Source organism: Serratia sp. EC4, assembly GCF_059652115.1.
The window spans coordinates 52,973-79,056 of record NZ_JBNIDE010000012.1 but is presented as its reverse complement, the minus strand read 5'-3'; the positions used below and the strand labels follow the sequence as shown (position 1 = coordinate 79,056).

At 56.6% G+C, this 26,084-nt stretch carries 33 protein-coding genes; 1 reads left to right on the top strand and 32 read right to left on the bottom strand.

Annotation, left to right across the window (positions count from 1 at the left end; translation table 11 throughout):
* The first annotated feature begins 153 nt into the window (after positions 1-153).
* The gene (locus tag ACP39K_RS22850) at positions 154-498 is read left to right on the top strand and encodes a hypothetical protein (RefSeq protein ID WP_421129509.1); all 345 of its coding nucleotides are present in this window, start codon (positions 154-156) and stop codon (positions 496-498) included.
* Between the two features lie 179 nt (positions 499-677).
* Here the strand turns inward: ACP39K_RS22850 and ACP39K_RS22845 are convergent, their stop codons facing one another.
* The 32 genes from ACP39K_RS22845 to ACP39K_RS22690 form a co-directional block, all read right to left on the bottom strand.
* Positions 678-1,082 (bottom strand): acetyltransferase, encoded by a 405-nt coding sequence (locus ACP39K_RS22845; protein WP_497008880.1) that lies wholly within the window; start codon positions 1,080-1,082, stop codon positions 678-680.
* Positions 1,079-3,937, bottom strand: a complete 2,859-nt coding sequence (locus tag ACP39K_RS22840) for a conjugative transfer ATPase (protein WP_497008879.1) — start codon at positions 3,935-3,937, stop codon at positions 1,079-1,081. Before ACP39K_RS22840 ends, ACP39K_RS22845 begins: the two co-directional genes overlap by 4 nt.
* Positions 3,937-4,362: a TIGR03751 family conjugal transfer lipoprotein gene (locus ACP39K_RS22835; RefSeq protein ID WP_094143098.1), complete on the bottom strand. Its 426-nt coding sequence runs from the start codon at positions 4,360-4,362 to the stop codon at positions 3,937-3,939. Before ACP39K_RS22835 ends, ACP39K_RS22840 begins: the two co-directional genes overlap by 1 nt.
* A 149-nt stretch (positions 4,363-4,511) precedes the next feature.
* Positions 4,512-6,008 (bottom strand): TIGR03752 family integrating conjugative element protein, encoded by a 1,497-nt coding sequence (locus ACP39K_RS22830; protein ID WP_497008878.1) that lies wholly within the window; start codon positions 6,006-6,008, stop codon positions 4,512-4,514.
* Positions 6,001-6,909, bottom strand: a complete 909-nt coding sequence (locus ACP39K_RS22825; protein WP_497008877.1) for a TIGR03749 family integrating conjugative element protein — start codon at positions 6,907-6,909, stop codon at positions 6,001-6,003. The genes ACP39K_RS22830 and ACP39K_RS22825 overlap by 8 nt, the downstream gene beginning before the upstream one ends.
* Entirely contained in the window at positions 6,906-7,577 is a 672-nt protein-coding gene (locus tag ACP39K_RS22820; protein ID WP_043143723.1) for a PFL_4703 family integrating conjugative element protein, read from the bottom strand. Before ACP39K_RS22820 ends, ACP39K_RS22825 begins: the two co-directional genes overlap by 4 nt.
* Positions 7,574-7,939: a TIGR03750 family conjugal transfer protein gene (locus tag ACP39K_RS22815; RefSeq protein WP_086580534.1), complete on the bottom strand. Its 366-nt coding sequence runs from the start codon at positions 7,937-7,939 to the stop codon at positions 7,574-7,576. The genes ACP39K_RS22820 and ACP39K_RS22815 overlap by 4 nt, the downstream gene beginning before the upstream one ends.
* Before the next feature lie 11 nt (positions 7,940-7,950).
* Positions 7,951-8,316 carry a TIGR03745 family integrating conjugative element membrane protein gene (locus ACP39K_RS22810; RefSeq protein WP_497008876.1) on the bottom strand — a complete coding sequence of 122 codons (366 nt, stop codon included), beginning with the start codon at positions 8,314-8,316 and terminating at the stop codon, positions 7,951-7,953.
* A gap of 63 nt (positions 8,317-8,379) precedes the next feature.
* The gene (locus tag ACP39K_RS22805; RefSeq protein WP_084827549.1) at positions 8,380-8,622 is read right to left on the bottom strand and encodes a TIGR03758 family integrating conjugative element protein; all 243 of its coding nucleotides are present in this window, start codon (positions 8,620-8,622) and stop codon (positions 8,380-8,382) included.
* Positions 8,622-8,951: an integrative conjugative element protein, RAQPRD family gene (locus ACP39K_RS22800; protein WP_060558308.1), complete on the bottom strand. Its 330-nt coding sequence runs from the start codon at positions 8,949-8,951 to the stop codon at positions 8,622-8,624. Before ACP39K_RS22800 ends, ACP39K_RS22805 begins: the two co-directional genes overlap by 1 nt.
* A gap of 661 nt (positions 8,952-9,612) precedes the next feature.
* Positions 9,613-10,371, bottom strand: a complete 759-nt coding sequence (locus tag ACP39K_RS22795) for a TIGR03747 family integrating conjugative element membrane protein (protein ID WP_497008874.1) — start codon at positions 10,369-10,371, stop codon at positions 9,613-9,615.
* A complete protein-coding gene (gene traD / locus ACP39K_RS22790; RefSeq protein WP_435968560.1) occupies positions 10,352-12,466 on the bottom strand; it encodes a type IV conjugative transfer system coupling protein TraD in 2,115 nt (704 codons plus the stop codon). Before traD ends, ACP39K_RS22795 begins: the two co-directional genes overlap by 20 nt.
* On the bottom strand, positions 12,459-13,085 hold the full coding sequence (locus ACP39K_RS22785; RefSeq protein ID WP_497008873.1) for a restriction endonuclease: 627 nt from the start codon (positions 13,083-13,085) through the stop codon (positions 12,459-12,461). The genes traD and ACP39K_RS22785 overlap by 8 nt, the downstream gene beginning before the upstream one ends.
* The gene (locus ACP39K_RS22780) at positions 13,082-13,606 is read right to left on the bottom strand and encodes an integrating conjugative element protein (protein WP_060558297.1); all 525 of its coding nucleotides are present in this window, start codon (positions 13,604-13,606) and stop codon (positions 13,082-13,084) included. Before ACP39K_RS22780 ends, ACP39K_RS22785 begins: the two co-directional genes overlap by 4 nt.
* 2 nt (positions 13,607-13,608) lie before the next feature.
* On the bottom strand, positions 13,609-13,836 hold the full coding sequence (locus ACP39K_RS22775) for a hypothetical protein (protein WP_282677455.1): 228 nt from the start codon (positions 13,834-13,836) through the stop codon (positions 13,609-13,611).
* Entirely contained in the window at positions 13,833-14,015 is a 183-nt protein-coding gene (locus ACP39K_RS22770; protein ID WP_126027005.1) for a hypothetical protein, read from the bottom strand. Before ACP39K_RS22770 ends, ACP39K_RS22775 begins: the two co-directional genes overlap by 4 nt.
* A 2-nt stretch (positions 14,016-14,017) precedes the next feature.
* Positions 14,018-14,710, bottom strand: a complete 693-nt coding sequence (locus ACP39K_RS22765; RefSeq protein WP_497008871.1) for a transglycosylase SLT domain-containing protein — start codon at positions 14,708-14,710, stop codon at positions 14,018-14,020.
* Positions 14,689-15,399 carry a TIGR03759 family integrating conjugative element protein gene (locus tag ACP39K_RS22760; protein ID WP_497008869.1) on the bottom strand — a complete coding sequence of 237 codons (711 nt, stop codon included), beginning with the start codon at positions 15,397-15,399 and terminating at the stop codon, positions 14,689-14,691. The genes ACP39K_RS22765 and ACP39K_RS22760 overlap by 22 nt, the downstream gene beginning before the upstream one ends.
* A 10-nt stretch (positions 15,400-15,409) precedes the next feature.
* Positions 15,410-16,153, bottom strand: coding sequence for a hypothetical protein (locus ACP39K_RS22755; protein WP_497008868.1), 744 nt, complete (start codon positions 16,151-16,153; stop codon positions 15,410-15,412).
* Complete coding sequence (gene pilL2 / locus ACP39K_RS22750; protein ID WP_497008867.1) at positions 16,150-16,794, bottom strand: PFGI-1 class ICE element type IV pilus protein PilL2; 645 nt, start codon at positions 16,792-16,794, stop codon at positions 16,150-16,152. Before pilL2 ends, ACP39K_RS22755 begins: the two co-directional genes overlap by 4 nt.
* 146 nt (positions 16,795-16,940) lie before the next feature.
* Positions 16,941-17,381: a DUF29 domain-containing protein gene (locus ACP39K_RS22745; RefSeq protein WP_060558282.1), complete on the bottom strand. Its 441-nt coding sequence runs from the start codon at positions 17,379-17,381 to the stop codon at positions 16,941-16,943.
* A 78-nt stretch (positions 17,382-17,459) separates the two neighbouring features.
* Positions 17,460-17,945, bottom strand: coding sequence for a single-stranded DNA-binding protein (locus tag ACP39K_RS22740; protein WP_060558279.1), 486 nt, complete (start codon positions 17,943-17,945; stop codon positions 17,460-17,462).
* A 73-nt stretch (positions 17,946-18,018) separates the two neighbouring features.
* Positions 18,019-18,486, bottom strand: coding sequence for an STY4534 family ICE replication protein (locus ACP39K_RS22735; RefSeq protein ID WP_060558277.1), 468 nt, complete (start codon positions 18,484-18,486; stop codon positions 18,019-18,021).
* Between the two features lie 504 nt (positions 18,487-18,990).
* Positions 18,991-19,449, bottom strand: a complete 459-nt coding sequence (gene tnpA / locus ACP39K_RS22730; RefSeq protein WP_497008866.1) for an IS200/IS605 family transposase — start codon at positions 19,447-19,449, stop codon at positions 18,991-18,993.
* Complete coding sequence (locus ACP39K_RS22725) at positions 19,406-19,657, bottom strand: hypothetical protein (protein WP_497008865.1); 252 nt, start codon at positions 19,655-19,657, stop codon at positions 19,406-19,408. Before ACP39K_RS22725 ends, tnpA begins: the two co-directional genes overlap by 44 nt.
* A 213-nt stretch (positions 19,658-19,870) precedes the next feature.
* Positions 19,871-21,910 (bottom strand): DNA topoisomerase III, encoded by a 2,040-nt coding sequence (locus tag ACP39K_RS22720; protein WP_497008864.1) that lies wholly within the window; start codon positions 21,908-21,910, stop codon positions 19,871-19,873.
* Between the two features lie 13 nt (positions 21,911-21,923).
* Positions 21,924-22,496: a hypothetical protein gene (locus tag ACP39K_RS22715; RefSeq protein WP_060558273.1), complete on the bottom strand. Its 573-nt coding sequence runs from the start codon at positions 22,494-22,496 to the stop codon at positions 21,924-21,926.
* Positions 22,493-23,236, bottom strand: coding sequence for a PFL_4669 family integrating conjugative element protein (locus ACP39K_RS22710; protein WP_497008863.1), 744 nt, complete (start codon positions 23,234-23,236; stop codon positions 22,493-22,495). The genes ACP39K_RS22715 and ACP39K_RS22710 overlap by 4 nt, the downstream gene beginning before the upstream one ends.
* Before the next feature lie 19 nt (positions 23,237-23,255).
* Positions 23,256-23,579 carry a hypothetical protein gene (locus tag ACP39K_RS22705; RefSeq protein ID WP_497008862.1) on the bottom strand — a complete coding sequence of 108 codons (324 nt, stop codon included), beginning with the start codon at positions 23,577-23,579 and terminating at the stop codon, positions 23,256-23,258.
* A 16-nt stretch (positions 23,580-23,595) separates the two neighbouring features.
* Positions 23,596-24,876, bottom strand: a complete 1,281-nt coding sequence (locus ACP39K_RS22700; RefSeq protein ID WP_497008861.1) for an STY4528 family pathogenicity island replication protein — start codon at positions 24,874-24,876, stop codon at positions 23,596-23,598.
* A 113-nt stretch (positions 24,877-24,989) separates the two neighbouring features.
* Positions 24,990-25,253, bottom strand: a complete 264-nt coding sequence (locus ACP39K_RS22695) for a ParE family toxin-like protein (RefSeq protein ID WP_043143926.1) — start codon at positions 25,251-25,253, stop codon at positions 24,990-24,992.
* The gene (locus tag ACP39K_RS22690) at positions 25,250-25,879 is read right to left on the bottom strand and encodes a DUF2857 domain-containing protein (protein ID WP_060558267.1); all 630 of its coding nucleotides are present in this window, start codon (positions 25,877-25,879) and stop codon (positions 25,250-25,252) included. The genes ACP39K_RS22695 and ACP39K_RS22690 overlap by 4 nt, the downstream gene beginning before the upstream one ends.
* Positions 25,880-26,084: the final 205 nt, after the last annotated feature.

The following is a 26,084-nucleotide window of genomic DNA, read 5'->3' as shown; positions in this document are numbered from 1 at the left end:
ATACTCCCCGCCATCTGGGAGTATGCCACGCTACGATCTATGGTTAGGGATCTCAAAAATGGTCGATCCAATCTCCTAACCATCAAGAAAAGAGAGGTTGCACTCAAATAACTGACTAGATAGGCTAAAGCTTCAGTGTTATGGAATTGTAAAATGGAAGATTTTCTTATGAAAAAAATGCTACTCGCCATCCTCCTCACCACCGGCACATCGGCGGCCTATGCAGATGTTTCTATTTTGCCAACTGACGAAATTAAAGAGAAAGCCGGGTTTGCGCTTGGATTGACCGCCGACCAGGTGAATATCAGCAATGTGCGCCGTAGCGAAGCGCTCACAGTGAAATTTAATGCCGAAGCAAAGGGCCGCGTTTTCCAATGCTACTACCAGGGAGAAGGGTCAACCACAAGTGATGCACTTTGCTCCCCTACGGATGGAAAGCCCATGCCAGCGAGCACGGCCTGTAACGATCTAACGCGTGCTGCTGGATATTGCCAATAAAAAACCGGCTAGAAGGTCGGTGATCTAGCCCTAATAAAGCCGAGGTTCTGTGGCTTCGGCATCATGCCTGACAACCCTTGCCAAATTTTGCGCCGCAAATAACTGGCACAAAAATGCCACATAACATACACGCGACCAGGTCACGTATTTTCGAAACGATAATCATCGCGCCATCCCTATCAGTTAACCTGAAAACGCTCGCACAGCTCGCTCAGGTGGAGCAGCAGATACACCACATCCGCGGCATCCGGTACGGTGACATACCAGCGCGGGTGATCGTACTCCTCCGGCTGGGGCCACAACGTACTGCCGGTCACCGTGATCAGCACATCGATGCAACGCCCCAGTCGGCCCTCGAGATGCAACGCTACGCTGGTACGACTCCCGATGCGATGCGGGTGGGCCGTAAGTTGGACCGGCCCCAGGAGCCGATCGCGGATAGCCGCACAGAACGTCTCAAGCCGCCGCGCATCTGCTTCGCTTAAGGTGGCCACGCCCTGCGGAGGGAGAGTAAACAACGACGGTTCACGACAGACCAGGCCTGGCTGTCGAACAACTGGTTCCGGGTATTTCAGGGTCATCATGCTACCGCTGCCTCCCCGTTAGCCGCCAGGCCGCGCAGACGGTCAAGCTTTTGCGCCACCTTGCGGGCCGCCTCAAGCTCGCTGCAGCCAAATTCCTGCATCAGCGCGCGGCGCTCGGCCTTCTCTTCTTTCTCCGTCATCCCCAGCGCCAGGTACAGGCTCGGCGGTACTGCACGGAACAGCGCCTCGAGTTTTTTCGACAGTACCACACCTTCGGTATAACAGCCGGAGAGTTTACTGGCTGACAGCAGCACCGCCTTTTGCTCCTCGGTCAGCGCCTTGAAGCGCGCAATGTCGTTAACCTCCTCCGGCGGCATGGTCAGACAGACCCACCACTCCGCCATATTCAGCATCTTCTCGGCAATGTCCGGGAAGTCTTTCAGGTTCTGCGTGGCCAGCCACAGCCAGGCGCCGAGCTTACGCCACATCTTGACGATTTTGGTCATGTACGGTGCCAGCAGCGGGTTCACCGTCACAATGTGCGCCTCATCCACCGCGAACACGATATCCCGCTCCGAGTACTGGTCTCGTTCGGCAATGTTGTTGATGCTGTTGGTCAGGCTCACCATCGTCAGCGCCATCTGCGCCTCATACCCCTCACGTGCCAGATGCCCCAGGTCAATCAGGGTGACATCTGCCTCTGGCCACAGGCTGCCCTCACGGTTAAACAGCTCCGCCTCGAAGCTGCCGGCCTGGGTAAACATGCCCAGCGCCTCCGCCATTTCGGCCGCTTTCGCCCGACGCTGTGGATTGCGTTTTTCGTTGGCCGAGTCGTTGGAAATCGCATACAAGGCGTTCTGCAGATCAGACGGTAGCATCTGGCGCTGCTCGTCAAAGGCGCTCTTCGCCGCCATCAGCAAGGCTTCACGGATCATTGCCCGATCAGCCCGTTTTAACTCCGCTTCCTCCTTCTGGTCACCGCCGGTGATCATCATGCGGGCCGAGATTTCCATTTCCCCCAGGTAATCGCGTTTATCCTCATCGTCGTCATCCGCATCGATATCGCGCAGCTCACTTTCATCCAGTTCCAGTGAGCTCAGCTCCTCGATAAGCTTATGCGCGAAAGAGAACGGCGGCAGAGACACGCCACTGCCCGGTTTGATGCTGACTTTATTGACCGTCAGCCCCTGGCTTTCAAAGTAATCAGCCAGCAGCCCAAACGAGTTCCCCGCCTCGGCAACGAACAGACGTGGGCGATGAACCGCCATGGTTTGCGTCAGCGTGGCACACAACGTCGCCGATTTCCCCGCGCCGGTCGGACCAAAATACAGCATATGCGCATTCTGGCTGCGGTCATGTTTGTTAAGCGGATCAACCGTCAGAATATCGCCCCCGCGGTTGAAAAAACTCAGGCCTGGATTGCCCGTTCCTGTTTCACGACCGGTCACCGGTAACAGGCCGGCCAGATGCTGTACCCAGGTCAGACGGGTGTACCAGTGTTTCTTGTCGGTCTCCGGGTTAAAGCACATCGGCAGCGCGCGCAGGTAGGTATTGAGCGGCGTCACATCAAACTCCGGGCGAACCGGCTGCAGGCCGGCACCAAGCAACACGTTGGTGAGCTCGACACGCTTGTGATTGAGCGTGGTCAGGTCGCCGGCGCGCAGCAGGAAAGTGATGCCGGCACGGTACAGCTTGTGGCGATTACCCAGGTATTCCTTGACCTGCGCCACGTCCTGACGCACACGCCCGGATTCGGTATTTTCGCCGACAGCATTTTTCGACAGCTTGTTAAAATCGTTTTCCAGCGTGTCCTGCGGCTGCACCACGATGGTCATGCACAGCATCGTCCCTTCCGGAAACATATCCATCAGCGCGTTGATTTTTTTCTCGCCACGCTTCATCTCTCCGGTGATGGTGCCGGGCTCTGGCGGGCGGCGCAGCTTCTCGACCGGGATCGCGCAATGCGCCTGATTATCGAACCACCACACCCCCTGGTCCGGATCGGACACGGGTGGGGTGAACAGCAGGGTTTCGGCAAAATCATTCTGCACCGGCATTGCGCCTTCCGGCGTATCACGTCTGTCAAAATAGGCGGCATCACGGTACAGAACCCCTTTATCCACCCACTCCGGGCTGGGGTTAAAATGACGCAGCAGCCAGTCGTGAACCTGGCCGCCATTTTGCCGCACACACACCACGCCTGCCCCGTTCAGCGCCCCCGTCACGCGCTCACAGGTCTGATTCAGCATGGCGATAGGCGGCATTGGGTCGGTGTTGCCCTTGCCAATCCAGCGATAGACCACCATGCGAGTCCGGCGTTGCTGCCCACGCCATGGCTGGTCTGTTATCAGCGTATCTTTAAACAGGCCTTCCGGACGGGCAATCCCGCGCAGATGACGCTCGGTTTCTTTCAGCCATGACTCAGACAGCTGAGAACCCTGCGCATGCGGCTTGATATACCCTCTCAGCCGGTCAAGATACGCATCGACGTTGTTCTCGTCCTGGCAGAAGAACTGCACGACCCAGGGGTTTTCATCATGTTCGTCAAACGAGTCCTGCAGGGCATCTTCCACCGTGTCGCGCATCTGCTCCAGGCGATCGTCTGTGCGTCCTTCGGTCGCCACCGGCGTGATGTCAAACACAGCGCCGACAGATACGCCGTCATCGAGCAAAATACACTGCTCACGGTCGAGAAACTCCGCCCAGGGCAGGTAATCAACGATGGACGGATTGGCGTGATACACCTGCTTCTCATCCTTTACCGTCATCTTGCCCGGGCGCCGTAACGGCTCTCGCCCGTCGACAGACAGCGGCACACCGTCCTCGGTGGCGATCACCGTGTCTTGGACATCCGTTGCCGGCACTGCCGGCTTCTTGCGCGTCAGGCGCTTTTTATCAAACAGGGAAAATCGCATCAGTAGGCCTCCGTCCGTTCACCCGGCATCGCATACTGCACCTGACTGTAGAACGGGAACACGGTGCTGTAGCCCGGCACCGGCGCGTTGCCATCCGCCAGGTGCGGATACACATACATCACCAGGTCGGGATTCGGCAACCGTGGGAACTGCTGGCTGATTTCGCTTTCCTGTGTGCGGCTGTAGCTGCGATCGCTTGCGGCTGTTGCCTGGCTTTCGTTCTCGGTGAGCGGCCGGCGCAGGCTGTCGCGTGCCGCCACCGCATTACGCGCTGAACCGCCACCGTCTTCACCCTGCCACAATTCCAGCATCGAGCTGTCGCCTGGCGGTAGCATTTCCTCTTTCGACGTCGAACAGCCGGCCAACGCCATGACGCTGACAATGACAGCGGTCGCCAGGACCCGGTTAAACAGATTTTTCCGCATGATTATCATTCTCTTATAAGCAAACACAGCAGGAGCAGCACACCTAACCAAAACGCGCTGCAGGACAGCAAGACCAGCGCCTAACTCTGTGGGCGACTCATCTTTTCACATTGACGCCACAGCATGCTTCTCCTCCTCTGAATGACGTGTTAATCCAGTCCGCCGGTGCTGCCGTCTTCGCCAGGCAGGCTGAAGTCGTAACGCACCTTGCGCCCTTTGGTCTCAAAGTCGATCGCCAGCTGGCGGGTAATGTGCACGGCCAGTTTCTGGCCCGGGGGAACGTACACGGCGTCGAACATCATGCCGTAGCGCTCACGCACCCAATCGGCGGTCTCTTTCATCCCGCCTGACAGCGCCTTGCCCAGCACGGCCTGGCCGGCATTACCGGTCATGGTCGAGGTGATGCCATTCACATTGTTTTGCGTGGTGTATTGCCCCTGGCTGATCCCTTCCCCGGCGGCGCTGGCGGCCGACAAGGCGGCGATCGTCGGCAGGTAGGTCGAGGCATTGGACTTACGCTCTCCACCGATGCACGGGATGCCGTTGTCATCAGAGATCCAGCCAATGCCGGCGGTGGTGCTGACGTCTTTGCCATTGTTACCGCTATTGTTGTTGCTATTGGCCTTCATATTGGTGTCAGGATGCGGCAAGGTGCGTACCGTCCCGTCCGCAAACACGAAGGTGATGCTGTTGACCTGGCCGCGCACGCACGACAACGTCCAGTCGCCGCTGGCCGTCCCGGAGACAATCGCACCCTCGACGTCCGGCAACTCGATGCCGTTCGCCGTCAGGTTGTCTTTGCCAATCATCAGCTTGAAAGGATAAGGATCGGTCACCGTGCCGTTGATAGGTACCCGGCCCAACAGCGCCGTCATGGCGCGGCTGCCCACCAGGGTGGAATTCTCGGGCAGGGTAAACACCGGCTCGGCGTTCTCCTCCGCCCCTTTTTCATTGGTATGCCCTTTCACCTGCTGCTCATAGGCCGCTTTTTGGCGCGTGATCGCATTGTCGGACAGGAATGACGTCGGGAACTGCGGGCCGTCTTTGGCGCTGTTCGGATTGCGCGGGTCGGGTTCTTTCATGTCTTTAGGTCCGACCCACATCAAGCCATCCTGACCAGGAGCGGCACCACCGTCCCCGGCGCCCATGCCATCCAGTCCCAGCCCCAGCGGAATATCACTGTCGCTTTTTGCCTTGTCCTTTTTCGCAGTCAGCTGCTCGGTCAGCGTCTGAATTTTCCCCATCAGCGTCTGCTGCTCCTGCTGGAGCTGCTGCTGGCGCTGCTCGGCCTGCTTCTGGAAGCCGGCCACGGCCTCATTGACCTGGCCGGACACATTGGTATTACGCTTGCGCAGCGCTTCGTTTTCTTTCAACACCTTGTCGATGTTGCTTTGCAACTCGGCCTGCTGGGTTCGCGTAGTACGCAGAGTGCCCACCAGGGTGCGTAGCGTGTCCTCCGGGGTATCCCCCTCCACACCCAGCGCCCGCAGCTCTTCCGGCGACATGCTGGCCAGCACGTTATGCGCCTGCTGAGTCTCCTCCTGTGCTTTATCGCCGCTGCAGGCCTTAAGCCCGACGATGATCGCGGTGGCCAGCACACCAAACACAATCACCTTCGGCAGCATGTTGGATTTCACCTCAGCCATGATTAGCCCCCTTCTTCACCGCTTTTACGGCTTTGCGAACCGCCGACGGCTCCGCGATAAACGCCCCGTCCGGGCGACCGGCGGTAACCAGGTACAGCGTGGTGGTGTCTTCCGGCGTGCCAACGGGTCCCAAATAACGGTGCTGGAACGTCGCCGTCACAAACTGCCCCTGCAGTACCCGGGGATCGAGCGTGATTTTGCGGCTGGCCGTGTTCTGCACCTTCAGCGCCACCACGTTGCGACTGCCAATACCCCAGCCGCCCAGCGGCGTGATGGTCACCGGCTCTGACGGGTACAGTGTGGTGATACGCTTCGGCAGGTGCGGGTTGACCGGATGAATGCCGGGCACCGCTTCAACCGTGCGCACCGGGCCGTACAGGCTTTGTGCTGCGTACCGTGTCAGGACGACCGGCAGCGGCGCGTTATATTTGACCTTTTTACGCTTCGCCAGGGTACCGTTATCCGCCCCGGGCGCCGCGTTATTTCCCCCTGAAGCAGCAGACGCGTCGTTACTGCTGCCGACTGAGGTCACGTCACCGCTGTAGACAATGCGCACCGGTTCGGCCGGGCCTTTGTCCGATGCCGCCACATCGAGAAGAATAACCTCCCCATTTTCGACGTCCTGCAGCTGCAGACGCGTTGGCGGGAAAGCCGCATCGGCTTTCAGGTAAACCGCGCCGCCGCTGCTTTGTACCCGCAGCTTGCCGTTCAGCGCCGGCGGGAAACCGACGCGGACATTTTTATCGGCAAACAGCACCCGTTCCTTGCCGACGGCCAGCGGGATTTGCAACGGGATACGCTCCCACTTCATCAGTTCTTCCGCCTGGGTAACCGGCACGCTGAACGTCGCCGCCAGGGGAAGTACACTCAGGGAAAGCGCCAGAACACGTGCTTTCATCATTGGAATACTCCTTTTTTCTCAGGTGCGGGTTCCGCCGGCGCCGCAGCAAGACGCTGTGGCATGCTGTCGTAACAATCCAGTGCCAGACCAAACTCATTACGTTCCGGATCCCCTTCTGCGCGCACCACTTTCAGCGGGTAACGTGTCAGTGCGCGTTTCACCGGTTCACCGGCGAAAGACTCGTCCGCCACCAGGTCAAGGCGCACCACCCAGTTATCACGTCCTTTGACCGTCACCGGGCTCTGGTTATAGCGGCCGTTGTAGCCGTGCTCAGGGATTTCGAACACCACGCGCGTTCTGCCGGCAAGCTCACCGCTTTCGCTACGCTTTTTGGCGTCCGCTTTCAGAAAGCGCTCACACGACGGCGTCAAGTACGGTGACAGGCCATTGATTTTTCCCGGGTAATCCACCTCACCGTTCTTTGGCCAGGCATTGAGTTGCTGGAAGATATAAAAGCCGAAGCTGTAGACCGTGGACGGTGGTACCTCCCACCAGGCGCGGGTAGAGCCGCTGCGCAGGTCTGGCGGGTTATGGATGGTCAAATTGTCTGGCGCCCGCATCCAGCCGATGCTGGCTACCAGAAGGAAAACGACCAGCACGCCACAGGCAACACGCAACGTGAGAATATGCTGATCGCGGTTTTTAACCGCATGTCTGAAACGGCTCATGTGGACCTCTTAACAACGCGGCTGCGACGCAACGACCAGCCCTGTTTGTCGATAATCAGGGTGGGATCCCCCCACCCCATGCGACGTTTACGCGCCTCGAGGCGCTGCCAGATATAATTCTCCGGTTTGCCGCGCTTCAGGCGCGTCAGCCGGCTGCCCCCAAACCAGATGACAAGAAGCGGCGTCACCAGCATGCCGGTGGGTATCACGACCCAACCGGCAAGGGGAAGAAACGGCAACGACACGAGCAGACCCAGCCCTACGCCCGCCAACGCCGCCAGTCCCATCTCCGGGGTGGTGAACCCCCGGAAGACGACAGGCTCTGCGTTAAGACGGTCAGGTAAGAATCGGATAGTCTGCATGGAGGGTCACCTTAGAACAGGATTTCGGCGGACTTGCCAACCAGCCAAATGACGGTGACCAGCAGCACCACACCAACCAGCACGATGGCGCCAAACTTGGCCCAGGTCGCTTTGCCATCACGCACTTCAGCAAAGGTATGAATGGCAGAATTGGCGACAATCAGGAAGGCCACCGCAGCGGCGACCAGACCGATAATAACGATCCCGTCCTGGAAATAGCCTTTGATGGTATCCATCAGACCACCGCCACCACCGGAGGACGGAGGTTCAACCGACGGCAGAGCCGCCTGCACCGGCTGGCTGGTGACATACGCCAGGGAAGTGGTTACCGCGGCACGCGCGCAGAGTTGACGGAAAAGACGAACTGCAGCATTCATAAAACATTCCTTATTGGTGTGTGAAAATAACATCGTGAAATACGGTCCAGCGCCTCTTGCAGGTCAGCTGGCAAACATCCAGATTGAAACAACCAGCAACAGCACGGTTTTGATGACGAAGTGAACCAACGCCCCATTGCGTACTTTTTCGTTACTCCAGCCCTGGTAAACATCAACCAGAGCCCAGGCTGCCCAGACAAACAGCACCGCCAGTAACCCACCGATGCAAATCAGCGACAGAATATTGACTTCAACACCGCCGCTGGCCGCCTTGAAGGCCTGCTCCTGCGCACCGGTCATGGCCATCAGGGGCGCTCCCGACGGTAGTTGCCGGCCACCGCACTGCCATCACGTGGTTGGGCACGCGAGGGTTCCAGATAGCGGTCAATGCCGGCATTGATGGTTTTGAGATCGGCGGTAGCGCGGGCATAGTCGAAGAAGAAACGACCGCGCTCCGACGGGTCAGCCTGAACGGCGGCAACACGCGCACGTTCAAGTGCTGCCTGCACCTGGATCAGCATGCGCTGGGCAGAGGCCAGCTCATCTTTTTCAGCGGCAAAGGCAGGCAGTGCGGTCAGCAAAGTCAGCCCCAGCACACAGCCGGCGCCGAGACCACGAACAACGGGGATAGGCATACACAAGCACTCCTTGATGATTTAGGGTGCTCTCAGGGTGCGATAGATGGGGCGGGAGATCAGCGGATAACTCTTTATAGAATTTTGATAATTTTTAGCCAGGGGAAGCGCATGAAGCTAAATAATCGGTCTGCAGACACTATTGTTGTACAAAGGCCTATTTTGTACATCAACAGCAATAGAGAAGGGGGTATCAGTTTTGCACCGTTGGTAACACCAACGGCAGTAATACCAGTATCAGAATCAGCCCAACCTCATAAATGCATCACGATACTGAAAAGGAACATAGATCCCCCAATACACAAGATCGCAAATACTTGTAGGACACGTAACCAACGTTGAACACGGTTTTCCGGAGGGGCTTTCTCTAAAATAGGTTTAAGCAGTGTGGCTAGAATAACAGCCTCAAGAGCAATAACAGCGCAAATATACAGATTCATTCAACACCTCGTTTTCGATTAAATTGCAGAGCCACAAAAATATTTAGGGGACATTCAGAGGACAATAAATGGTTCGAACAAGAAGGACAGCAGGTAACTCGTTATGAAACTTGGATGGTTTTTAAGCCTGGAAATACTGCCGCGCCGCACAGCGGCTTGTCTGCTGACGGCAGCGCACAAAAGCCAGTTTTGTACGCCGCCGTCCAGCTCGAGTTTTCGCTCTAGAGATACTTTTTGAAGGAGGCTGTCGTTACCGTTACCGCAATGCCGAGCAGGATAGCGGCCGGCAACAACAGCAGATTGGGGTATACCGCTGTTGGCCAGGACAAGTACAGCATGCAGGGAATATACACCGCCGGCTTCACCATCCGCTTGGCGTGGTGGTACACAAAACTCGACTCATAGCCGGCACCATAGCGCCGAATATCACGCCGACCCAGCCCCTCGGTCAGCGCAACCAGCATCACCAGGATAAACAGCGGGATGGACAGCACCAAAATGGTCACACGTACCAGGGTGATGACGGTGACGTACACCGTCGCCATCAGGTACTCTTTAAGCGTGCTAGCCAGCCAACCACTCCAGCTATTCAGCTCCCTGGCAACCGCATTCTGGCTGTGTACCTGGGTGTCATACGCCTGCTTAATCCAGTCCAAAAAGCCACTGTCCACGAAGGTCCATTGATACGCCATCATAATCCAACGGGTGACGGTCACTGACGGTTCAGACAGCAGCAGACTGCGTGTAAACTCAGAGGACAGGTACCCCAACTCGGTGTTCATCACCGCTTCACTGTGCGATGCGCCAAGCTCTGGCCAGAAGAAGGCCATCCCGACATATTCGATCACCAGGCTCACCAAAAGCGAAGCCAGGAACATCCCGATCAGCATCCAGGGCCAGCCCCACAGCACGTTGTAAAACAGCCCATGCTTACGGGGTTGTACGGGCTGCTGAGGTTGATTATTCACCGCTTGCGACATTCAGCCCCCCTTTGATGGCAACATCCGGCATTACCGTGCTGGCAGACCACCAGGACTCGCTGGTACGGTAGTTGCGCTGCATCTCCTCGGCAATCTTCTGCAGGTTGGCCGGCATCAAAGCATCATCCCTGTCACCACTGGGCAGTGGCATCCGAATTTTCCACAGTTGACCGCCCTCCAGCAGCGCGAACGCCTGTCCTTTCGGGAGGTTAATCACATCCGCCGGGGCGAGCAAAGGGGCTTTCACAGTACCGACGCGGTCCTGGGTATTGGAAGTAAAATCCTGTCCCTTCTCCACATCGGCCGTATCGGCATGCCCTGATACCAGGGTTTTGGTGTAGATATCCACTTCCGGGAGCTGTGTTGTCAGCAACTGTGCGGTCCGGTTCTCACGCACACGCAGCATAATCAGGGTATTGAAGTTACCTGTCACCTGAGCCGCCTTCGCGGTACTGCCGATGCGCGCCTCGATATCCGACTCGGTTTGCGTGTAGGCCGTCACCTGCATACCGGCGCCGCCGCCTTTGTTGATAAGCGGGATAAATTCGTCCCCCATGAGCTCGTTGAACTCGTCACAATGCAGGTTGATCGGCAGTTTACCGTCTGCCCGGGTCGGCAACCCGCCGTGCATACCGTGTTTATAGATATGACCGGCAACCGACACCAGGTCGGCAAACATGCTGTTGCCGACGGCAGAGGCGACCACCCCGTCCGACAAGGCATCCAACCCCACGTAGACAATGCCGCGCTTGCGGATAACTTGTTCCCAGTCAAAAATGGGCCTCGGGTCGCTCATATCCATATAGTTCGGCGCCAGGAGCTCGGCGGTCTTGCCGGTGGTAAGTTTTTCCAGCAGCGGCAGCAGTGACGCCACAATTTTATCGAAGTAGGTACGGTCATATCTCACGGCACTACGCAGTCCATCGAGAATGGGATCATACAACTGCTTGCCGGCCTCGGAACTCAGCGCCATTTCCACCGCCATGATTTTTATCGCGTTCGGCTGGCCCTGCATATTTCGCGGGACATCGTCCTCCGTCAGCACCTGCAGGCTGTTGTCGATTTGTTGCTGCAGCGCCGGCATACGCGCCTCAATCACTTTCTTCGCGTAGGTCTCATACAGCTCGCTGATGTTGTTCACGTAACGGGTGATCAACTGATAGTCCGGACGTTGCCCCAGCGCGACCAGGGCACGCGCCACAATATTGACGAATCGCCAGGCAAACTCACGGAACGCCGCACTATTGCCCTCTCCGCTCAGTTGCCCAGAAATACGCCCGGCCACTTCCGACACGCGCTCAAAGCGCCCAACGGCGTTATAACGCGCCGAGATATCCGGCCAGCCCAGGTGGAAGATGAACAGCTCATCCCCGCGGCCGGCGCGGTGGGCTTCAGCCCAGACACGCCGCAGTAGGTCAGCGTCCCCTTTTGGATCAAACACGATGGTGATGTCACCGCGGCGTATATCCTGGGTGATAAGCAGCTCTGCCAGGCGGGTCTTGCCTACGCGGGTAGTGCCCAGCACCAGGCTGTGGCCCACACGTTCGCCCAGCGCCATCGAGACATCAAGCTCATCGGGTTCAATGCCGTGAATGGCCGGGTTTCCTCCAACCGGTGGCAACGGCCGCACCGGGTTCAGCGGGGAGTCCTTGCGCAGCAGTTGGGACAACCACGGCAGGGTGTATTCGGTTTTAAGCTCCAGACGGCGCGCCATCTGGTACAACTGCGGCGGCTGGACGTATTTCTCCACCTCCGGACGGCGGGTATCCATCAGGCGTTGGGTGTGCTTTTGCTGCCAACGAAATCCCTTTCCCAGGAACAGACGCTGCCGGCTCACCGGGATCTGTCGGCTTTCCATGACATAGCGCGGTAACCGACGCAGATTACGGCGATAACGGACCACCCGCAGGCCCTGCCGTGCTCGTACTGCGGACAGCACTGCAAACCCGCCGGCGGTGACATAACTCACTGACGGCGCCAGGGCGACCGACCAGGGAGCAACAAAACAAATCGCAGCCGCAGCACCGGCAACGATCGCGGTATTCAATTCTACCGCCGGGCGCAGCAGCGCTTCCATCACATGACGATTACTCATGACGACCTTCCTTATCATTCAGGTTGGTGACCGAATTCACGGTTAAAAAAAACATCCACTCTGTATTGCCGGCAAGTAACGCCAGCAGCTTTTGGCCACTGACCAGGTGGACGTGGGGATGGTTCTGCAGCAAAGCATGGCTCAGTTGGCCGGTACGGCCGGTATGAATGAAAAAACCGTCGCAATGGTGATGTCTCAGTAATGCACCAAAACTCGTGATATGAGACGGTGTGATTGCCCGGCCATATCGTTTGGCCTGGATAAGGAAGGTCTTGCCTTCAATAATGACCTGACCGTCCAGGCCGCCGTCGCCGCTGTAGGAGGTATTGCGGATAACCGCATACCCCTGACGCTCGAACGCCAGGAGCAGCAGCTCTTCAAAAACGTAGGGATTGATTTTGCGCAGATAGGCCAGACGCTGACCATTGCCGCCCAACTGGGGCAGTCGCTGCAGAACACGGGCAGCAGTCGCACGGTAACGCCGGTGGCGGCGTACGGAGGCTGACTCACGGCCACGCAGATTCAACCCGGCCATCACCGCAATAAACAGCCCTGTCAGCAGGACGGCCAGCACCGGATTCGCCATCAGCGCGATACCGACATGCTGCGGAGACATCATGGTGTAACCTGCTGGGACAAACCGGTATCGGTGATGAGTACCGGGTAATTCGACAGCTGCAGCCGGCGCGCCAACTCACTGCCGGAGGCTGGCGCCATCGGTACCCCCGGCGCCAGCTCACGCAGCGCCTGCAGTGCAGGCAGGTTACTGACGTTAACGACGAGACCCGCAGCATGCCGGGATTTGAGTTGTTCCGCATTCGCCTGCAGCCAGAGACGACTGGCATCGTCATCCCCCACAATAAACAACGAACCAATCCCCGGTAACTGCAGCGGTCTGTCAGCCACATCGCCGGGTGTCAGCTCTGGCGTTGCCACAGGCAACGCGGCCGCCTCGGCCTCAGCGGGCGATGCCGGCGCCGGCGGCACGACCGGAGACGATTGCGCTCCCTCCTGACGGTTGATACCTTCAAAATATGGCGAAGCATCTTCACCACCGATATCGGCGATCACGTTCAGGTTGGCCAGCGCAGTGGTGGTCACCAGACTCAGGCCGAACAGCAGGAAATTCACTTTTTTCATAATTATGTGTTCCTCAGCATGAATTCCAACTCTGCTACGCGCTGCTCGGCATTTTCCGCTCGTTCTTCCTGAGCCAGTGCCTCCGGCGTAAACCCCGATTGCAGCTGAGACTCCAGCTCTCCGATGCGCTGATGCGATTTTTCCAGCGCTGCAAACACAGCGAGTACGTCAGCACTGGCAACAACGGTGTTGCGTTCTGCCAGGTTTTTAATCATCTCAAGCGTTTTCATGCGTCCTCCTGCTCATGGCCATCGAGCAGCTCAAGCAAAGCGCCGATGACTTCAGGGTTAGCGGCATGCATCCATCCAACGGTGATTTTCCCGCCTTTCGACTGCTGCCATGTAGCCAGCGCCGCCGGCAATTGGTCTTTCAGTTCTTCCAGTTGCTTCGTCAAACTAACGTTCATCATGCTTACTGGCTCCGTGGTTCAACCCACGTCAGCGCCGCCGTTTGTGCCGGTAACGCCGTGGGCGTGGGGGTTGTACTGACCTTCCGATTCGGAGCGGAACCCCTGCCGTTCAGGCGTGCCAGCTTGCCACTCACGATGGATTTATACCGGGCTGCCGGTGCGCCGCCGGCGGGATGGTGATAACACCCGGCGGCAACCAGCCAACTTCCGGGATTGCGGTCATAGCATTCCCGCAGGATGGCCGCTGCCGCGTTGAGATTGGTGTAAGGGTCAAACGCCTCCCAGGTCGACGTGAAGTGATGGCCGTTCCAGCCCAGATTGACCTGGGCAATCCCGACATCGATGCGCTTGCGAGGATGTGTTTTCAAAAAACGCTGGAGTGCTTCCCAGGCCTGCAGGCGGCTGGCGTAACGATACCCTTTGCCGGCCACGTTAATGGTCCAGGGCCAGGGGCGTTCCACATCCGGGGCCGGGCCAGCCCCGCGGGTCACCGAGATGATGCTTTTCGGCGCCATCGATGTCTCAGCCAGCGCCACCGAATACAGGGACTCCGGCGGCACCCCGTGACGCAGCGCCACTTCCCGATAACCAGAGGGAACCTGTTGGGTGGCAGCATGGACGGCTCCCCCGCTCACAGAGGTGAGAAGGGCCAACAGGGGCAACAGCCCCCGGGTCAGAATGCGGCGAGTGTCCATCCGTTCTCCCCTTGTTGCAGCACCACCGGCATCAGGCCGTTGCCGAATTTCATCCAGCGGCCACCGTCATGATTCAGCGTGATTTGACGCGCGAGCACCTTGTCGACGGGAATGTGATGTGCCTTCGCCCAGCTACGCAGCAGGCTGTCATCCCCTTTGCTGTCGACCAGGTAAATGTCGACCGGCCGGTTATCTGCCAGCACCGCCGCCAGTCGTGCATCGCACTGACCGCAGTCCTTCGCTTTCACGAACAGCGCCAGCCGCCCGCCGGTGTCATGCGCGATACCGGCCGCATTCCCCATGTTCACCGGCAGTACGCCAAGGCGCTGCCAGGCTGCATCGACTTCACGCTGAAACTTGAGTTCTTTCTCCGTACGGGCAAACTCCAGCCGCACCCACAGCTGCGCGTACTTTTTACGCTCGGCATCGCTCTGTGCCTCGATGCCAAGGGCGGTTAACGGATCCAGCCCAGGGGATTGGGTCCCGCGAGGGCCATCCATCAACTGCTGATAACGCTGGTACTCTTCCCCACTGAGGCCCCACTGCCTGCCCTGCTGCGCCGTCTTGTTGGCCTGGCTCTGCTGAATCTCACTCAGGGTAGACTGGCTGTTCTCAATAGCCGTCTGCTGCGCCGCCTGTGATAACGGGCTCAGCAGCATCAGGGAAATTACGCTGTATTTCAGTTTCATCACGCTCTCCTTATTGGGCGCTGACGGTCTGCAGGCGGCCGTTCACACGAAACGTCGCCTGCCCGTAACCGGCACTGACCAGGATCCAGCCGGCGACCGACTCCCCTTCCCCGATTAACCGCACCTGCGACAAATCGCTGAACCCCTGCGGCGCCACAGCCGCAAAGGCCGACGTCCCGCGCTGCTCCACCCCGGTCAGCACGAATGGTGCTTTGCGCGCCACACGAGGTACCGCATTACGCGGGGAGGGCTTAATTGGCGTGGGCTTGTGCTTTGGGGTGATTTTGGCGGTCGCTGAAGGTGCAGCGGGGATGTCCGTTGAGGGGGCTACTGTCGGTACAAGCTTTTCAGTCGCTGACTTTTTCACAGACTCAATGCTGTCTTTCAGCGCATTTAACTCAACCTGTTGAGCCTGCAGCTGCTGCTCAAGTTTCTCCGGTAACCCATTGGTTAGCGTCAGCGCCCCAATCTGCCGCGTGAGCGAGTCCTGACGTTCAGCCAGGCTCTTAAGCTGTTTAGCCTGCGCCTGCAGCTCATCGGCTATAGAGTTCATGCCATCCTGCGGCGCCAGTGCTTTCTGTGCCTGCTCAAGCAGGGCAATACGCTGGTCGATATGCCTGATAGCCCCTGAACCGACGAGGCCTGCAACCAGGACAACAACAACGCCGGCCGTTGTCCCCCAGAAGGCCCTGCTGCGAAGCAACCCTTTTTTTGCCGGTGTCATCGGCATCATTTCATCATTTTGCTCAGTCATTTTTTCAGCCACCCGCCGGTTGCCGGTACCGTGTTAACGGGCTGAGGTACTATGACCGTCGCAGCAGGATGCGCTGAAACCGGTGCTGAAACCGCCCTGGCCGGCGCTACCGTCACCGGCGGCAGCTGTGTCGCCGGCAACTGATACCCGTCACGCAGGCTGTGGCAGACAACACGTTGCACGTCGTCTACCTCGAGCTGCCACGCGGGGCCTGCCAGTACCTGCAGCGCGGTACGCAAACGCATCGGCCCCAGTTGGTACTGCACCGCCGGCAGCGCCTGGCGGTAAAGCACGCCGTTAGCAGGTCCGGTCGCGCACAGTGAATAGCCCGACTGGCGCAGCGCATAACGCAACGCGTCAGCCACCGTCGGTTTTACTGATGCCGGAATACGGATATCGATGATTTGCGAGAGCGGATCACGCTGAACGGCCGCCGGGTCGGTGCTGACCAGTAAATAACGGTCGTAGCGCACGACCTCAGGCACCTGCCCGTAAGCATCCGGGCTCACCGGTTGAACGTTGCGGGTGACGGTAACCGAAGGCGTGACAGGGGAAATATCGCGCTGCTGCAGTGGCTGCTGAGTAACGCACCCGGTCAGCATGAGTGCTGCCAGGGAAGAGACGAGAATTGTTTTTTTCATCCGGAAGATTTCCTGTTCAGTGACAATTGGCAGGTGTCACTGTGCGGTTACCGTCCAGGAGGCTCAATTAACAACTCTTTATTGCTAATCAAAAAAAAACGCCAACCCGAAGGTCAGCGTTATCGAATCATGCTAACGAACCCAAATTAGGGTTCTGGGTAATAATCCTGGTTCAGGATCTGTTCTGCAGTCCAAATGCAAGAAGCGGGTAATTTATCCAGACCGATCCCCGTTTCTTTTGATGCTATAGCCAAAGCATCAAACCAGGTATCTTCCAACCACTCCCGATCGACCATAGCAACTTTCAGACTGGGGGTTTTCTTTAAACGGCGCTCTATCAAACCGCGTTGCCCCTTGATCGTCAGTTCCCAACTTGTACCACGGTGAGTAGGTTGAAATTGCCACTTCAGAAGGTGAGCCAGTAAAACCGCCATCCGGCTGGCCAGTTCGCGCTTTTCACTCTTGCCCACGTCCTCAATCTCCTCGGCAATGTTTTCAATATCCAACTGGCTAAGTTTACCGGCACGCAGTAACGCCGCCTGTTCATTCGCCCAGGCGACCACGTCGGTATCGTAACGAGTTCCCATGGGAGCCTCCGGTATAGTAGATAGAAAAACTGCACACAGCAGACGCTATGTGCAGTATGTCAATGAATGCCAGCCAGGTCAAAATGGGATGTCATCATCAAAGTCCATCGGCGGTTCATTGCCGGCAGGCGCCTGAGGGGGTGTACCACTGTGGGTCGGTTGCTGAGGTTGCCCCCAACTACCAGACGCTGAGGGCCCCGGGTTATCGGTCTGACTACGACCACCCAGCATCTGCATCGTGCCGCCCACGTTAACGACTACCTCAGTAGTGTAGCGATCCTGGCCGCTCTGATCTGCCCATTTACGCGTGCGCAAAGCGCCTTCAATATAGACCTGCGAACCTTTACGCAAGTATTCGCCGGCAATTTCAGCGAGTTTGCCAAACAGCACCACACGGTGCCATTCGGTTTTTTCTTTCTGTTCGCCGGATTGTTTATCACGCCAGGTCTCGGAAGTCGCAAGCGACAGGGTGGCAACCGCGCCACCATTTGGCATGTAACGGACTTCCGGATCCTGCCCAAGGTGGCCAATCAATATGACTTTGTTAACGCCGCGAGACGCCATAATCAAATCCTCATAGGGAATAGAGTTAGAAAGGGGAAAAACGCCCCGAAAAATCGAGGCGTAAAGGGCGTTATCAGAAAGAGTTTTCCGCGTATTGTTGCTGTGCGGAACCTTGCTGAGGCGGCGTAGAGTCGGATTTCTCAGCCTGATATACCTTTTCCTGACCGATTTTGATCCAATCGACCTTGATAAGGCGGGCTTTGAGACTGACGCGCTGTTCACCGGCATGTTCGCCGCTGTTGAGCGTGAAGATGTCCGTCTTGGGATTGCTGAGCACAAAACCAATCAGGACCTTTTTGTCTTCATCAACCGATTTTTGACAGCGGTTGATCAGGCTGCTGGCTTCTTTACCGGCGACCGTCACATCGAAACGCGTGTAACTGGCGTTATCGGTAGGACCGGAGAGTCCATTGACGACACAGCTGATAAAGGTGCCATTCGGGCCATTGACTTGACGAATGTTGCTGAGGTACCCCATGCCCTTGATAGTCAGGTTGAAGTATTCAGTTTTAGTAGATGCTTGCTGAGATTGGGTAGACATGATGTTTTCTCCAGGAGTAAAGATTCGGTGACGGAGAAATACACCTTCCCGACGGGAAAGTGTTTCCCGTCGGGAGTCTGCAAAGTCATACGTCAGTGCAGACAGTCTTGATTGTGAAATGGGCCTTCATCACCGCTAAGTGATCCCCGTTCTCAAAGGCTAAACGGTGTTACCGCCACGTGGGCTTCCTCTTTCAGGCTACGAGGCTATTGGCAGTCACCCGAGGGCGTTTCTCACAGACCGCTGAAACTTTGGCTGGCACTCACCCGAAGGCGCTTCTCACAGAGTGCTGAAGCATTGGCTGGTTGTCCGAAGACAACAAGTAAGCCTGTTCATTTTTAATGCAAGCATCGAGAGTGTCAACCGCAATATTCCGTTTTGAGAACCATAAAATAATAAATATCCTCCGGCATAGCCGGAGGTTTTTCATATGCGCCTGTAAGGCTCTATTGCCAGCAGCGCCCTAACAGGCGCATTGCAATCTGACATTTGCATTTTCAACCGTTACTTACTGCCCGTAAACGGGCTTCCCGGATACGGGATCGACAGTTGCTCTCCCAGTTTGTCCTGCTCCAGTTGCGTGCGTATGTATTCCTTTATCCGGGCTGTATTTTTCCCTACCGTATCAACGTAGTAACCACGACACCAAAACTCCCGGTTCCTGTACTTGAATTTCAGGTCTCCGAACTGTTCATAAAGCATCAGGCTACTTTTCCCTTTCAGATACCCCATAAAGCTTGAGGCACTCATCTTTGGCGGGATCTCCAACAGCATGTGAATGTGGTCGGCACAACACTCCGCCTCCAGAATATTCACATTTTTCCATTCGCATAACTTTCTCAGGATACTGCCTATTGCTCTTCGCTTTTCTCCGTAAAAAATCTGCCTACGATACTTCGGCGCGAAGACTATGTGGTATTTACAGTTCCATCGGGTGTGAGCTAAGCTTTTCTCGTTCCCCACAGGGACCTCCTTTTGATTTTTTCACCGTTGCAGTTGCCAGACCGCAAGGTGTTTGTAACAAATCAAAAGGAGTTTTTATATCCGACTCAAAGCTGAAAGCTTTACTGAACCACCTGCCCAGCAGGTGGTTTTCTGCATACAAAAACGGCGTTGATCCGAAAATCAACGCCGCACGGCCGGTACCTGAGCCTTCAGTAAATTCTGTCAAACTCCGGGGAGGAACCTAGTCTCCCGACGCGTTTTTCACGGAGTTGCCTGCGTCTTGACAGCCAACCTGAGTGTGGAGGCCGCTGACCGAACTGAAGCAGAAAAAAACCATGGAAGAATTTTCCCACCACCGCAGTTACGGGGTACCTATGCATTCTGCAAGAAAGCCAGATAACCTTAGCAAATCTTCCTAACATTAACATCAGGCAATCTCTTACTCCGCTCCGGTTGTTTTATTTTTAGCCGGTGATTTTGTTTTATAGCGCTTGGCCTTACGACCACCTTTTGCATCAATGTTGATGATACCCTGGCAAGTGGGATAATTACTGCAGCCCCAGAAGGCACCACCACCTTTCTTGCCTGCACGCCGGCGCATCGTCCCACCGCATGTTGGGCACGGCGGTGAAGGAGGCGCAGTGAACTTCACCGCCTGCGTCTTCCCTTTCTCCACCAGATGGCCCGTCCACTGTGCCTGGCGACTCATGAACGTCTCGAGTGTCATCTGGCCCTGGGCAATCTCGTCCAGTGCCTGCTCCCACAGCGCCGTCATCCCGGGGTTGGTCAGCGCTGTCGGTAACGCATCTATCAGCTCGCCGGCAATCGGCGTGGAGAGCAGGATTTTTCCCTTCTTCTCCAGGTAGCCGCGTTTAAACAGCGTTTCCAGGATACCTGCGCGTGTCGCTTCAGTACCCAGTCCCGCGTTCTCTTTCAGCACCTTCTTCAGTTGCGGGTCACTGACGAACGCCGCAGCATTTTTCATGGCGGCGATCAGTGTCCCGTCAGTAAAATGCCCCGGGGGCTTCGTCTGCAGCGTTTTAAGCTCCGCGCCGGCAACCGCGACGGATTCATCTTTTACCAGCGCCGGCAGCCGGACATCATCCGTGTCGGCCGACTCATCTTTCGCCTCGCTCACGTCATGCTGGAACAGGGCTTTCCAACCTACCACGGCCTCGACTTTGCCGCGGGTGCGGAACAATTGTCCGCCGATATTAAAGGTAGCCTCAGTCACATCCACTTCATGTAACGGCAGGAACTGTGCCAGGTAATGCTGACGGATCAGCTGATAGACCTTCATCTCATCGGCAGACAGCTTGCTCAGGTCGAACGGCTGCTTGGTCGGGATAATCCCATGGTGCGCCGTGATTTTTTTGTCGTTCCAGATGCGAGAAACAAAAGTACTATCGAGCCTGGCCACGCTTTCGCTCTGCGTTGGATCCGTGCGGGTAACCGCACTCAGCACATCGGCAACCTCTTCCCGCATCGATGTCGGCAGATAGCCGCAATCCGTCCGGGGATATGTGGTCGCTTTGTGCATTTCATACAGCGACTGCGCGATACTCAGCACCTGGTTTGCGCTCATCCCCCACTTGCGTGAGCAAGCCTGCTGCAGCGTCCCCAGGTCAAAGGCCAGCGGCGCGGACTCTTTCTTACGCTCGGTCCCTACCTCAAGCACAACGGCATGACCTGTTTGCTGACACAGCTGCACCACGGCCTGCGCCACATTCTGCTGAATACAGCGCTTCTCTTCATCGCAGTAGTTGGCAGCCGGTACCCAGTTCGCAGGAAAAGTAATGCCATCCTTTTGCAGGTTCGCCCTGACTTGCCAGTACGGCTTGGAAATAAAGTTGGCGATTTCGCGGTCACGGTTCACGACCAGCGCCAGCGTGGGGGTCTGTACCCGCCCGATCGACAACACCTCGCCGTATCCCTGTTCCCGCGCCTTTAGAGTATAAAGTCGGGTCAGGTTCATCCCCGTCATCCAGTCAGCCCGGGCACGTGCCAGGCCGGCCTCATACAGGGGTGCAGTCTTCTCGCCAGGGAGTTTGTTTGCCAGAGCATGCCGGATACTGGCCTCGTCCAGCGCAGACAACCAGAGCCGTTGGACCGGGCCGGTAAAGTGACAATGCTCCAGTAATTCCCGTGCGATCACTTCCCCTTCACGATCCGCATCGGTCGCAATCACCACAGAATCAACCTGTTTGAGCAACCCACGGATGACCGCAAACTGATCGGCAGTGTCCTTTTTTACCGTCATTTTCCACTGAGCAGGCACGATAGGCAGCACAGACTCTCGCCAGGGGTTACCGAACTGTTCACCGTAGGTCTCCGGCTGAGCCTGCTCCAGCAGGTGCCCGATTGCCCAGGTGACGATGACGCCGGCGCCCGCCAGATAGCCCTGCTTACGCTGGGTCGCCCCGAGAATGGCGCCGATATCTTTACCCTGGCTGGGTTTCTCACACAGGTAGAGCTGCATCAGATAACCTCCCTCAGCCCTGACCTTTGGCAACCTGCTGCAGCTGCGTCATCAATCTCCCAAGGTAAGCGTCGGTCAGGTGCGACGCATCCGGTGAGCTGTATGTCACTTTCAGACGGCTGCCGGCGCCGGACTTGACCACTTCGAGCTCAAGGCGATCATTGCCTTTCCATTCCTGCCCCATCTTGTAATAACTGCCCCGATTTGCTGACCAGACCGGGCGTGCTTCATCAATGGAGCTTGCACTCCAGTCACCGTGCTGATCACGCTGGCGCAGACTTTCAAGCTCCTCGGAGGAGATGAACTGATAATGACTTTTCAGCCGCGCCGCCGCGGTATCCACATCCACCGGGAGGCTATACGTATGTTGCACGTCCTGCCGGGGCCCCGAAATACCGGCCCGGGTCATCCAGGGCATGCTACCCTCACTGGAGCCGCCGCTGCCACCGGTTGCCAGGGAATGGGCAGCGTCACTGATTTTTTTGTTCCATTCACCCAATTCGGTGCCTGCGCACCCCGTTAACAATAACGCGGTGCAGAGTACACCTGGCATCAAAAAAGACGTTACCTGTCGATTCATAATCATGATTTAGCTACTTTTTTTGAAGAAGTGGACGATGTTGGCACAGAAGTTTTATTGAGTGGGGGCGAAAAAGCGGAACGCGATGTGCCAGACATAATGTCTGCGTCAGGTTCCCCCAGACGCTTGACAGCCTCCATACCAACCGGAGTTTGAAGGCGAATATCATCACGCGTTACAGCTACAGATCGGTACTGCTGCACAACCCCATAAACCTGCCGTACCCAATGCCCCCCCTGGCTCAGCAAGTCATCCCGCTTTTGACGGGAGATCAACCCATAGTGCCATGCCTGAAATGCTTTCATAGCCAGTTGATCAAATCCAACGAGTAACCAGACACAACGATACCCGAGCGGAGTACGACTAAATACACCGATATTCAGCGGTGATACTGATGAGACTTCTGACATCGAGACCTGACCCGGCAAGCTGGATAAGACGTTATCAAGTTCTGCGACTGCACTCTGCAATCGCGCGGTGCCACGTTCAATAGCCTGCTCCAACGACAACATCGCGCCATCGGCATAAGGGTTGTCAGCGTTTGAATCAGCATTAATTTTCCCTGCTCGGGCGATGACCTGAGGCATGCTGACTATTTGTGGTTTATTTGACTCTTTCTCACGCTGCCGTCCCTCCCATAACAATATTGCATATTGTGTATGCAATTGGACGGTTAACGTCGATTTGAGCGCTCCTGCGCGAGTTGAAGAGGGTTTGTTTTCTTTATTGCTTGATGAATCAACCATTTTAAGCATCCTGTTTAACTTATGTGTGGCTTGAAATAGTTGCGCCAGCTTGCCCTGGCAACAATCCAAAACTCTTTTTGCATGACGAACAAAAACTCAAAAGGCTATCCCGTTCACTTCTATCTATTGCTGCCAGTGGCAACAGTGCATGCTTTTTAACCAGTGCTGCCAGTGGCAACAGCGCATACTTTTTAATCAGTGCTGCCAGTGCCAGCAGTGCATACTTTTTAATCAGTGCTGCCAGTGGCAGCAGTGCATGCTTTTTAATCAGTGCTGCCAGTGGTAGCAGTGCATGCTTTTTAATCAGTGCTGCCAGTGGTAGCGCTGTGTGTTTTTTGAACACCTCTTATTGTTCAGATTTATGACTTATTTTTTGCGCGTGCCATTCCCAAACGTAACTTCGCAACTATGTCGCTGACATGCTCCCGCGAAGCAAGGTGTTGGCGGACCGTATCTGTTGGTTTTGCTGGCGCCGCAGAGCAAGGTATTTGGCGTCGCGGTACAGGCCTGGCAGGTTCTGGGGATTTGGCACTCGCATACAGCTCACCGTTTCGGGCGCGCTTGATCACCGCCAGCAGCCAGCCTGTGGGGTTATTCAGGGTGCCTTTGGCCATCGCCTGCTCAAGACTCTCCAGCACCTGACGGGAAACCTCTGCAGGCAATGCCTTAAGCTGGATACCAATCTGCCGCTGATCATCCGTCGCGATGATGTTCTGCAGTTCGGCCGGCAACTCAGGTACGTACGTTGTTTTATTCACACTCTGTGTGAAAGAACGTACGTTACAGTTCGGTTTCGTTGATGCGCCGTAAGTAACTGATTTCACCATGAGTTCGGAAAACGAACTCGGTGTTTTGCCTCCCTGTTTTACACTGAGTTCGGTATCCGAACCGGGCTTAATTTGACTCAGTTCGGTATCCGAACCCGGGGATTTTTTACTGAGTCCAGCGTCCGAACTGGGGATATTTTCCTGTCGTTGAGACACTCTGACGGCCATCTGTTGCGGGGTTTGTGGCGACCCCAGCCGTTCAGCAACCGCCGCCATCTGGGAATGCTGATGACGCATTGTCGGGTCATGTTGAATATCGGTCAGTACCGACCAGGCCGTCTGGCTGACGGTGCGGTTTTTATGCGCGCAGCCCATGGCAACCGTATCCAGCCAGGTCGGATCCAATGTCTCTGCATCACGGGCCGAGAGTGGTTCATCATGTTGGGCATAGATGTTCCCCCTCACTCGCCCCTTGTCGTCACGCACACGCCGGCACAAACTGAGCCAGCCGGTCAGGCGTAACATCAGCAGCACGCGGCTGACGGTCTCGCGAGACGCCTTACCATTGAAGGGCGAGGCAAGCTGCAGCTGCAGCTCGTCATAGGTCGGGAACACTGCGCCCTGATTCTGTTGTGCGTACAGGCGGATCATAATCCACGCAGTTTTATCCAGCGGTGACAGACGGGTGTCCAGGAGCAACCGGCGGGGAATGGAGTCATGCACATTGCCCATGTACAGGAGACCGCTGCGCAGATTCGTGACATCGGGATTCCCCGCGTGCTTTTCCGCGCCTATTCGCTCCGCCAGGCGGGCATCCATTTGCTCGAGCGTAAAGGTGATCAGGCTGTCATCAGGTGTTTTATTTATGCTCATCGATTTTGCGCATCCTTTTACGCTGCCCTCGCCCACAGGGCGAAAGCATCAAGCGGTTGTTGGCCTAACGGCACTCAGGCCTGTACCCGACATCAGGTACAGGGTCAGTGTCATCACTTCCACAGTTCGTTGTTGTAGCGTTCATGGGTCAACAGCTCCCAGTCATCACCACTGTTTCGGCTGAGCAGTCGCCAGCTGGTACCGATATCAATCTTCATCCAGGCACGCCCGGGGGCGTGCTTGCCTTTAACATGAAGGTGCTTGTAGTTACGTTCCCCGCGGCGGAAACGCCTGACCTGCTCCTTCGCCTTTCTCTGGCAGGATGGTGGCGCCGAACGGGGGACCTGCAACCCCGGCATTAACATCACGGGCTTCATGCCAGCCTCCTTGTATTTCCTCCCGGCGTAGCGCGTGGCGTACGCACCGCCTGAATGGCTTTTCTGGCCGTTGCCGTCTGAGGGGCATCGAAGCTGCGGACGGCGTGCCAGACAGCCGTCAGAGAAACATCCATCTGTTCGGCGGCCAGCATCATGACGTCCAGTCCATCGGCACTGGAGGCGTCATCGATGTCGGCTTTTTGCCACTGGCGCCACAATGCCGCGTTCTCGTCGTCGCTGAGCGCTGCACAGCGCCCCTGGCGAATGTTGATACCGGTCATGCGCCGGCGGGCGGCAACTTCAACGGTCGAGAGGCCAAAATAGTGCTGCATCATTTCGATAGAGCCTCCCAACGCCAGTGCACGATCAATCCGCTGCATGCGCTGCTGCTCACGGCGCGCATGTTGCAGCATCAGAGAGAAATTCTCGTGATGGATTTGGAAGGTCAGCACCGATACCGAGCTGTTCATCAGGTAATGCAGATCTTCAATGGTCAAACCGTGCAGCAGTTGCATCTCCTCCGTGGTCAGCCCCAGAGATTCACAGCGGCGGATATAGCCTGATTTAAGTTCCATCACGAGCTGGGTGAGCAGGCTGTTCGTCGCCTGAGACAAGCTATTACTCATAGTGAAGCCCCCCAATTTCTGAAAAAAATCTCGAAAAAACAGCAAACAAGCATGCCAGCAACACCATGGAAACAAACAGGAATGGCAACGCTGAAACGAAGTTTTTGCCCTTGTCCTTAAACCACGTTCTGGGATCAGGAACGTGGCCCATACCTAGAAGCAGGAACCAAAAAACGAAGGTCTGCATTGTGATAAGGTATAGATA

Excerpts from the sequence above, each read along its gene's own strand:
- ACP39K_RS22775 (WP_282677455.1), bottom strand. The coding sequence starts at position 13,836 with ATGAAAACGCTTGAGATGATTAAAAACCTGGCAGAACGCAACACCGTT.
- ACP39K_RS22735 (WP_060558277.1), bottom strand. The coding sequence starts at position 18,486 with ATGTCTACCCAATCTCAGCAAGCATCTACTAAAACTGAATACTTCAAC.
- ACP39K_RS22710 (WP_497008863.1), bottom strand. The coding sequence starts at position 23,236 with ATGGTTGATTCATCAAGCAATAAAGAAAACAAACCCTCTTCAACTCGC.
- ACP39K_RS22820 (WP_043143723.1), bottom strand. The coding sequence starts at position 7,577 with ATGAGCCGTTTCAGACATGCGGTTAAAAACCGCGATCAGCATATTCTC.
- ACP39K_RS22755 (WP_497008868.1), bottom strand. The coding sequence starts at position 16,153 with ATGACTGAGCAAAATGATGAAATGATGCCGATGACACCGGCAAAAAAA.
- ACP39K_RS22785 (WP_497008873.1), bottom strand. The coding sequence starts at position 13,085 with ATGATGTCTCCGCAGCATGTCGGTATCGCGCTGATGGCGAATCCGGTG.
- ACP39K_RS22825 (WP_497008877.1), bottom strand. The coding sequence starts at position 6,909 with ATGATGAAAGCACGTGTTCTGGCGCTTTCCCTGAGTGTACTTCCCCTG.
- ACP39K_RS22845 (WP_497008880.1), bottom strand. The coding sequence starts at position 1,082 with ATGATGACCCTGAAATACCCGGAACCAGTTGTTCGACAGCCAGGCCTG.
- ACP39K_RS22830 (WP_497008878.1), bottom strand. The coding sequence starts at position 6,008 with ATGGCTGAGGTGAAATCCAACATGCTGCCGAAGGTGATTGTGTTTGGT.
- traD (WP_435968560.1), bottom strand. The coding sequence starts at position 12,466 with ATGAGTAATCGTCATGTGATGGAAGCGCTGCTGCGCCCGGCGGTAGAA.
- ACP39K_RS22780 (WP_060558297.1), bottom strand. The coding sequence starts at position 13,606 with ATGAAAAAAGTGAATTTCCTGCTGTTCGGCCTGAGTCTGGTGACCACC.
- ACP39K_RS22850 (WP_421129509.1), top strand. The coding sequence starts at position 154 with ATGGAAGATTTTCTTATGAAAAAAATGCTACTCGCCATCCTCCTCACC.
- pilL2 (WP_497008867.1), bottom strand. The coding sequence starts at position 16,794 with ATGAAAAAAACAATTCTCGTCTCTTCCCTGGCAGCACTCATGCTGACC.
- ACP39K_RS22805 (WP_084827549.1), bottom strand. The coding sequence starts at position 8,622 with ATGGCCATGACCGGTGCGCAGGAGCAGGCCTTCAAGGCGGCCAGCGGC.
- ACP39K_RS22815 (WP_086580534.1), bottom strand. The coding sequence starts at position 7,939 with ATGCAGACTATCCGATTCTTACCTGACCGTCTTAACGCAGAGCCTGTC.
- ACP39K_RS22720 (WP_497008864.1), bottom strand. The coding sequence starts at position 21,910 with ATGCAGCTCTACCTGTGTGAGAAACCCAGCCAGGGTAAAGATATCGGC.
- ACP39K_RS22810 (WP_497008876.1), bottom strand. The coding sequence starts at position 8,316 with ATGAATGCTGCAGTTCGTCTTTTCCGTCAACTCTGCGCGCGTGCCGCG.
- ACP39K_RS22700 (WP_497008861.1), bottom strand. The coding sequence starts at position 24,876 with ATGAGCATAAATAAAACACCTGATGACAGCCTGATCACCTTTACGCTC.
- ACP39K_RS22690 (WP_060558267.1), bottom strand. The coding sequence starts at position 25,879 with ATGAGTAATAGCTTGTCTCAGGCGACGAACAGCCTGCTCACCCAGCTC.
- ACP39K_RS22760 (WP_497008869.1), bottom strand. The coding sequence starts at position 15,399 with ATGAAACTGAAATACAGCGTAATTTCCCTGATGCTGCTGAGCCCGTTA.
- ACP39K_RS22835 (WP_094143098.1), bottom strand. The coding sequence starts at position 4,362 with ATGCGGAAAAATCTGTTTAACCGGGTCCTGGCGACCGCTGTCATTGTC.
- ACP39K_RS22715 (WP_060558273.1), bottom strand. The coding sequence starts at position 22,496 with ATGATTATGAATCGACAGGTAACGTCTTTTTTGATGCCAGGTGTACTC.
- ACP39K_RS22745 (WP_060558282.1), bottom strand. The coding sequence starts at position 17,381 with ATGGGAACTCGTTACGATACCGACGTGGTCGCCTGGGCGAATGAACAG.
- ACP39K_RS22795 (WP_497008874.1), bottom strand. The coding sequence starts at position 10,371 with ATGTCGCAAGCGGTGAATAATCAACCTCAGCAGCCCGTACAACCCCGT.
- ACP39K_RS22770 (WP_126027005.1), bottom strand. The coding sequence starts at position 14,015 with ATGATGAACGTTAGTTTGACGAAGCAACTGGAAGAACTGAAAGACCAA.
- ACP39K_RS22840 (WP_497008879.1), bottom strand. The coding sequence starts at position 3,937 with ATGCGATTTTCCCTGTTTGATAAAAAGCGCCTGACGCGCAAGAAGCCG.
- ACP39K_RS22765 (WP_497008871.1), bottom strand. The coding sequence starts at position 14,710 with ATGGACACTCGCCGCATTCTGACCCGGGGGCTGTTGCCCCTGTTGGCC.
- ACP39K_RS22800 (WP_060558308.1), bottom strand. The coding sequence starts at position 8,951 with ATGCCTATCCCCGTTGTTCGTGGTCTCGGCGCCGGCTGTGTGCTGGGG.
- ACP39K_RS22695 (WP_043143926.1), bottom strand. The coding sequence starts at position 25,253 with ATGAAGCCCGTGATGTTAATGCCGGGGTTGCAGGTCCCCCGTTCGGCG.
- ACP39K_RS22740 (WP_060558279.1), bottom strand. The coding sequence starts at position 17,945 with ATGGCGTCTCGCGGCGTTAACAAAGTCATATTGATTGGCCACCTTGGG.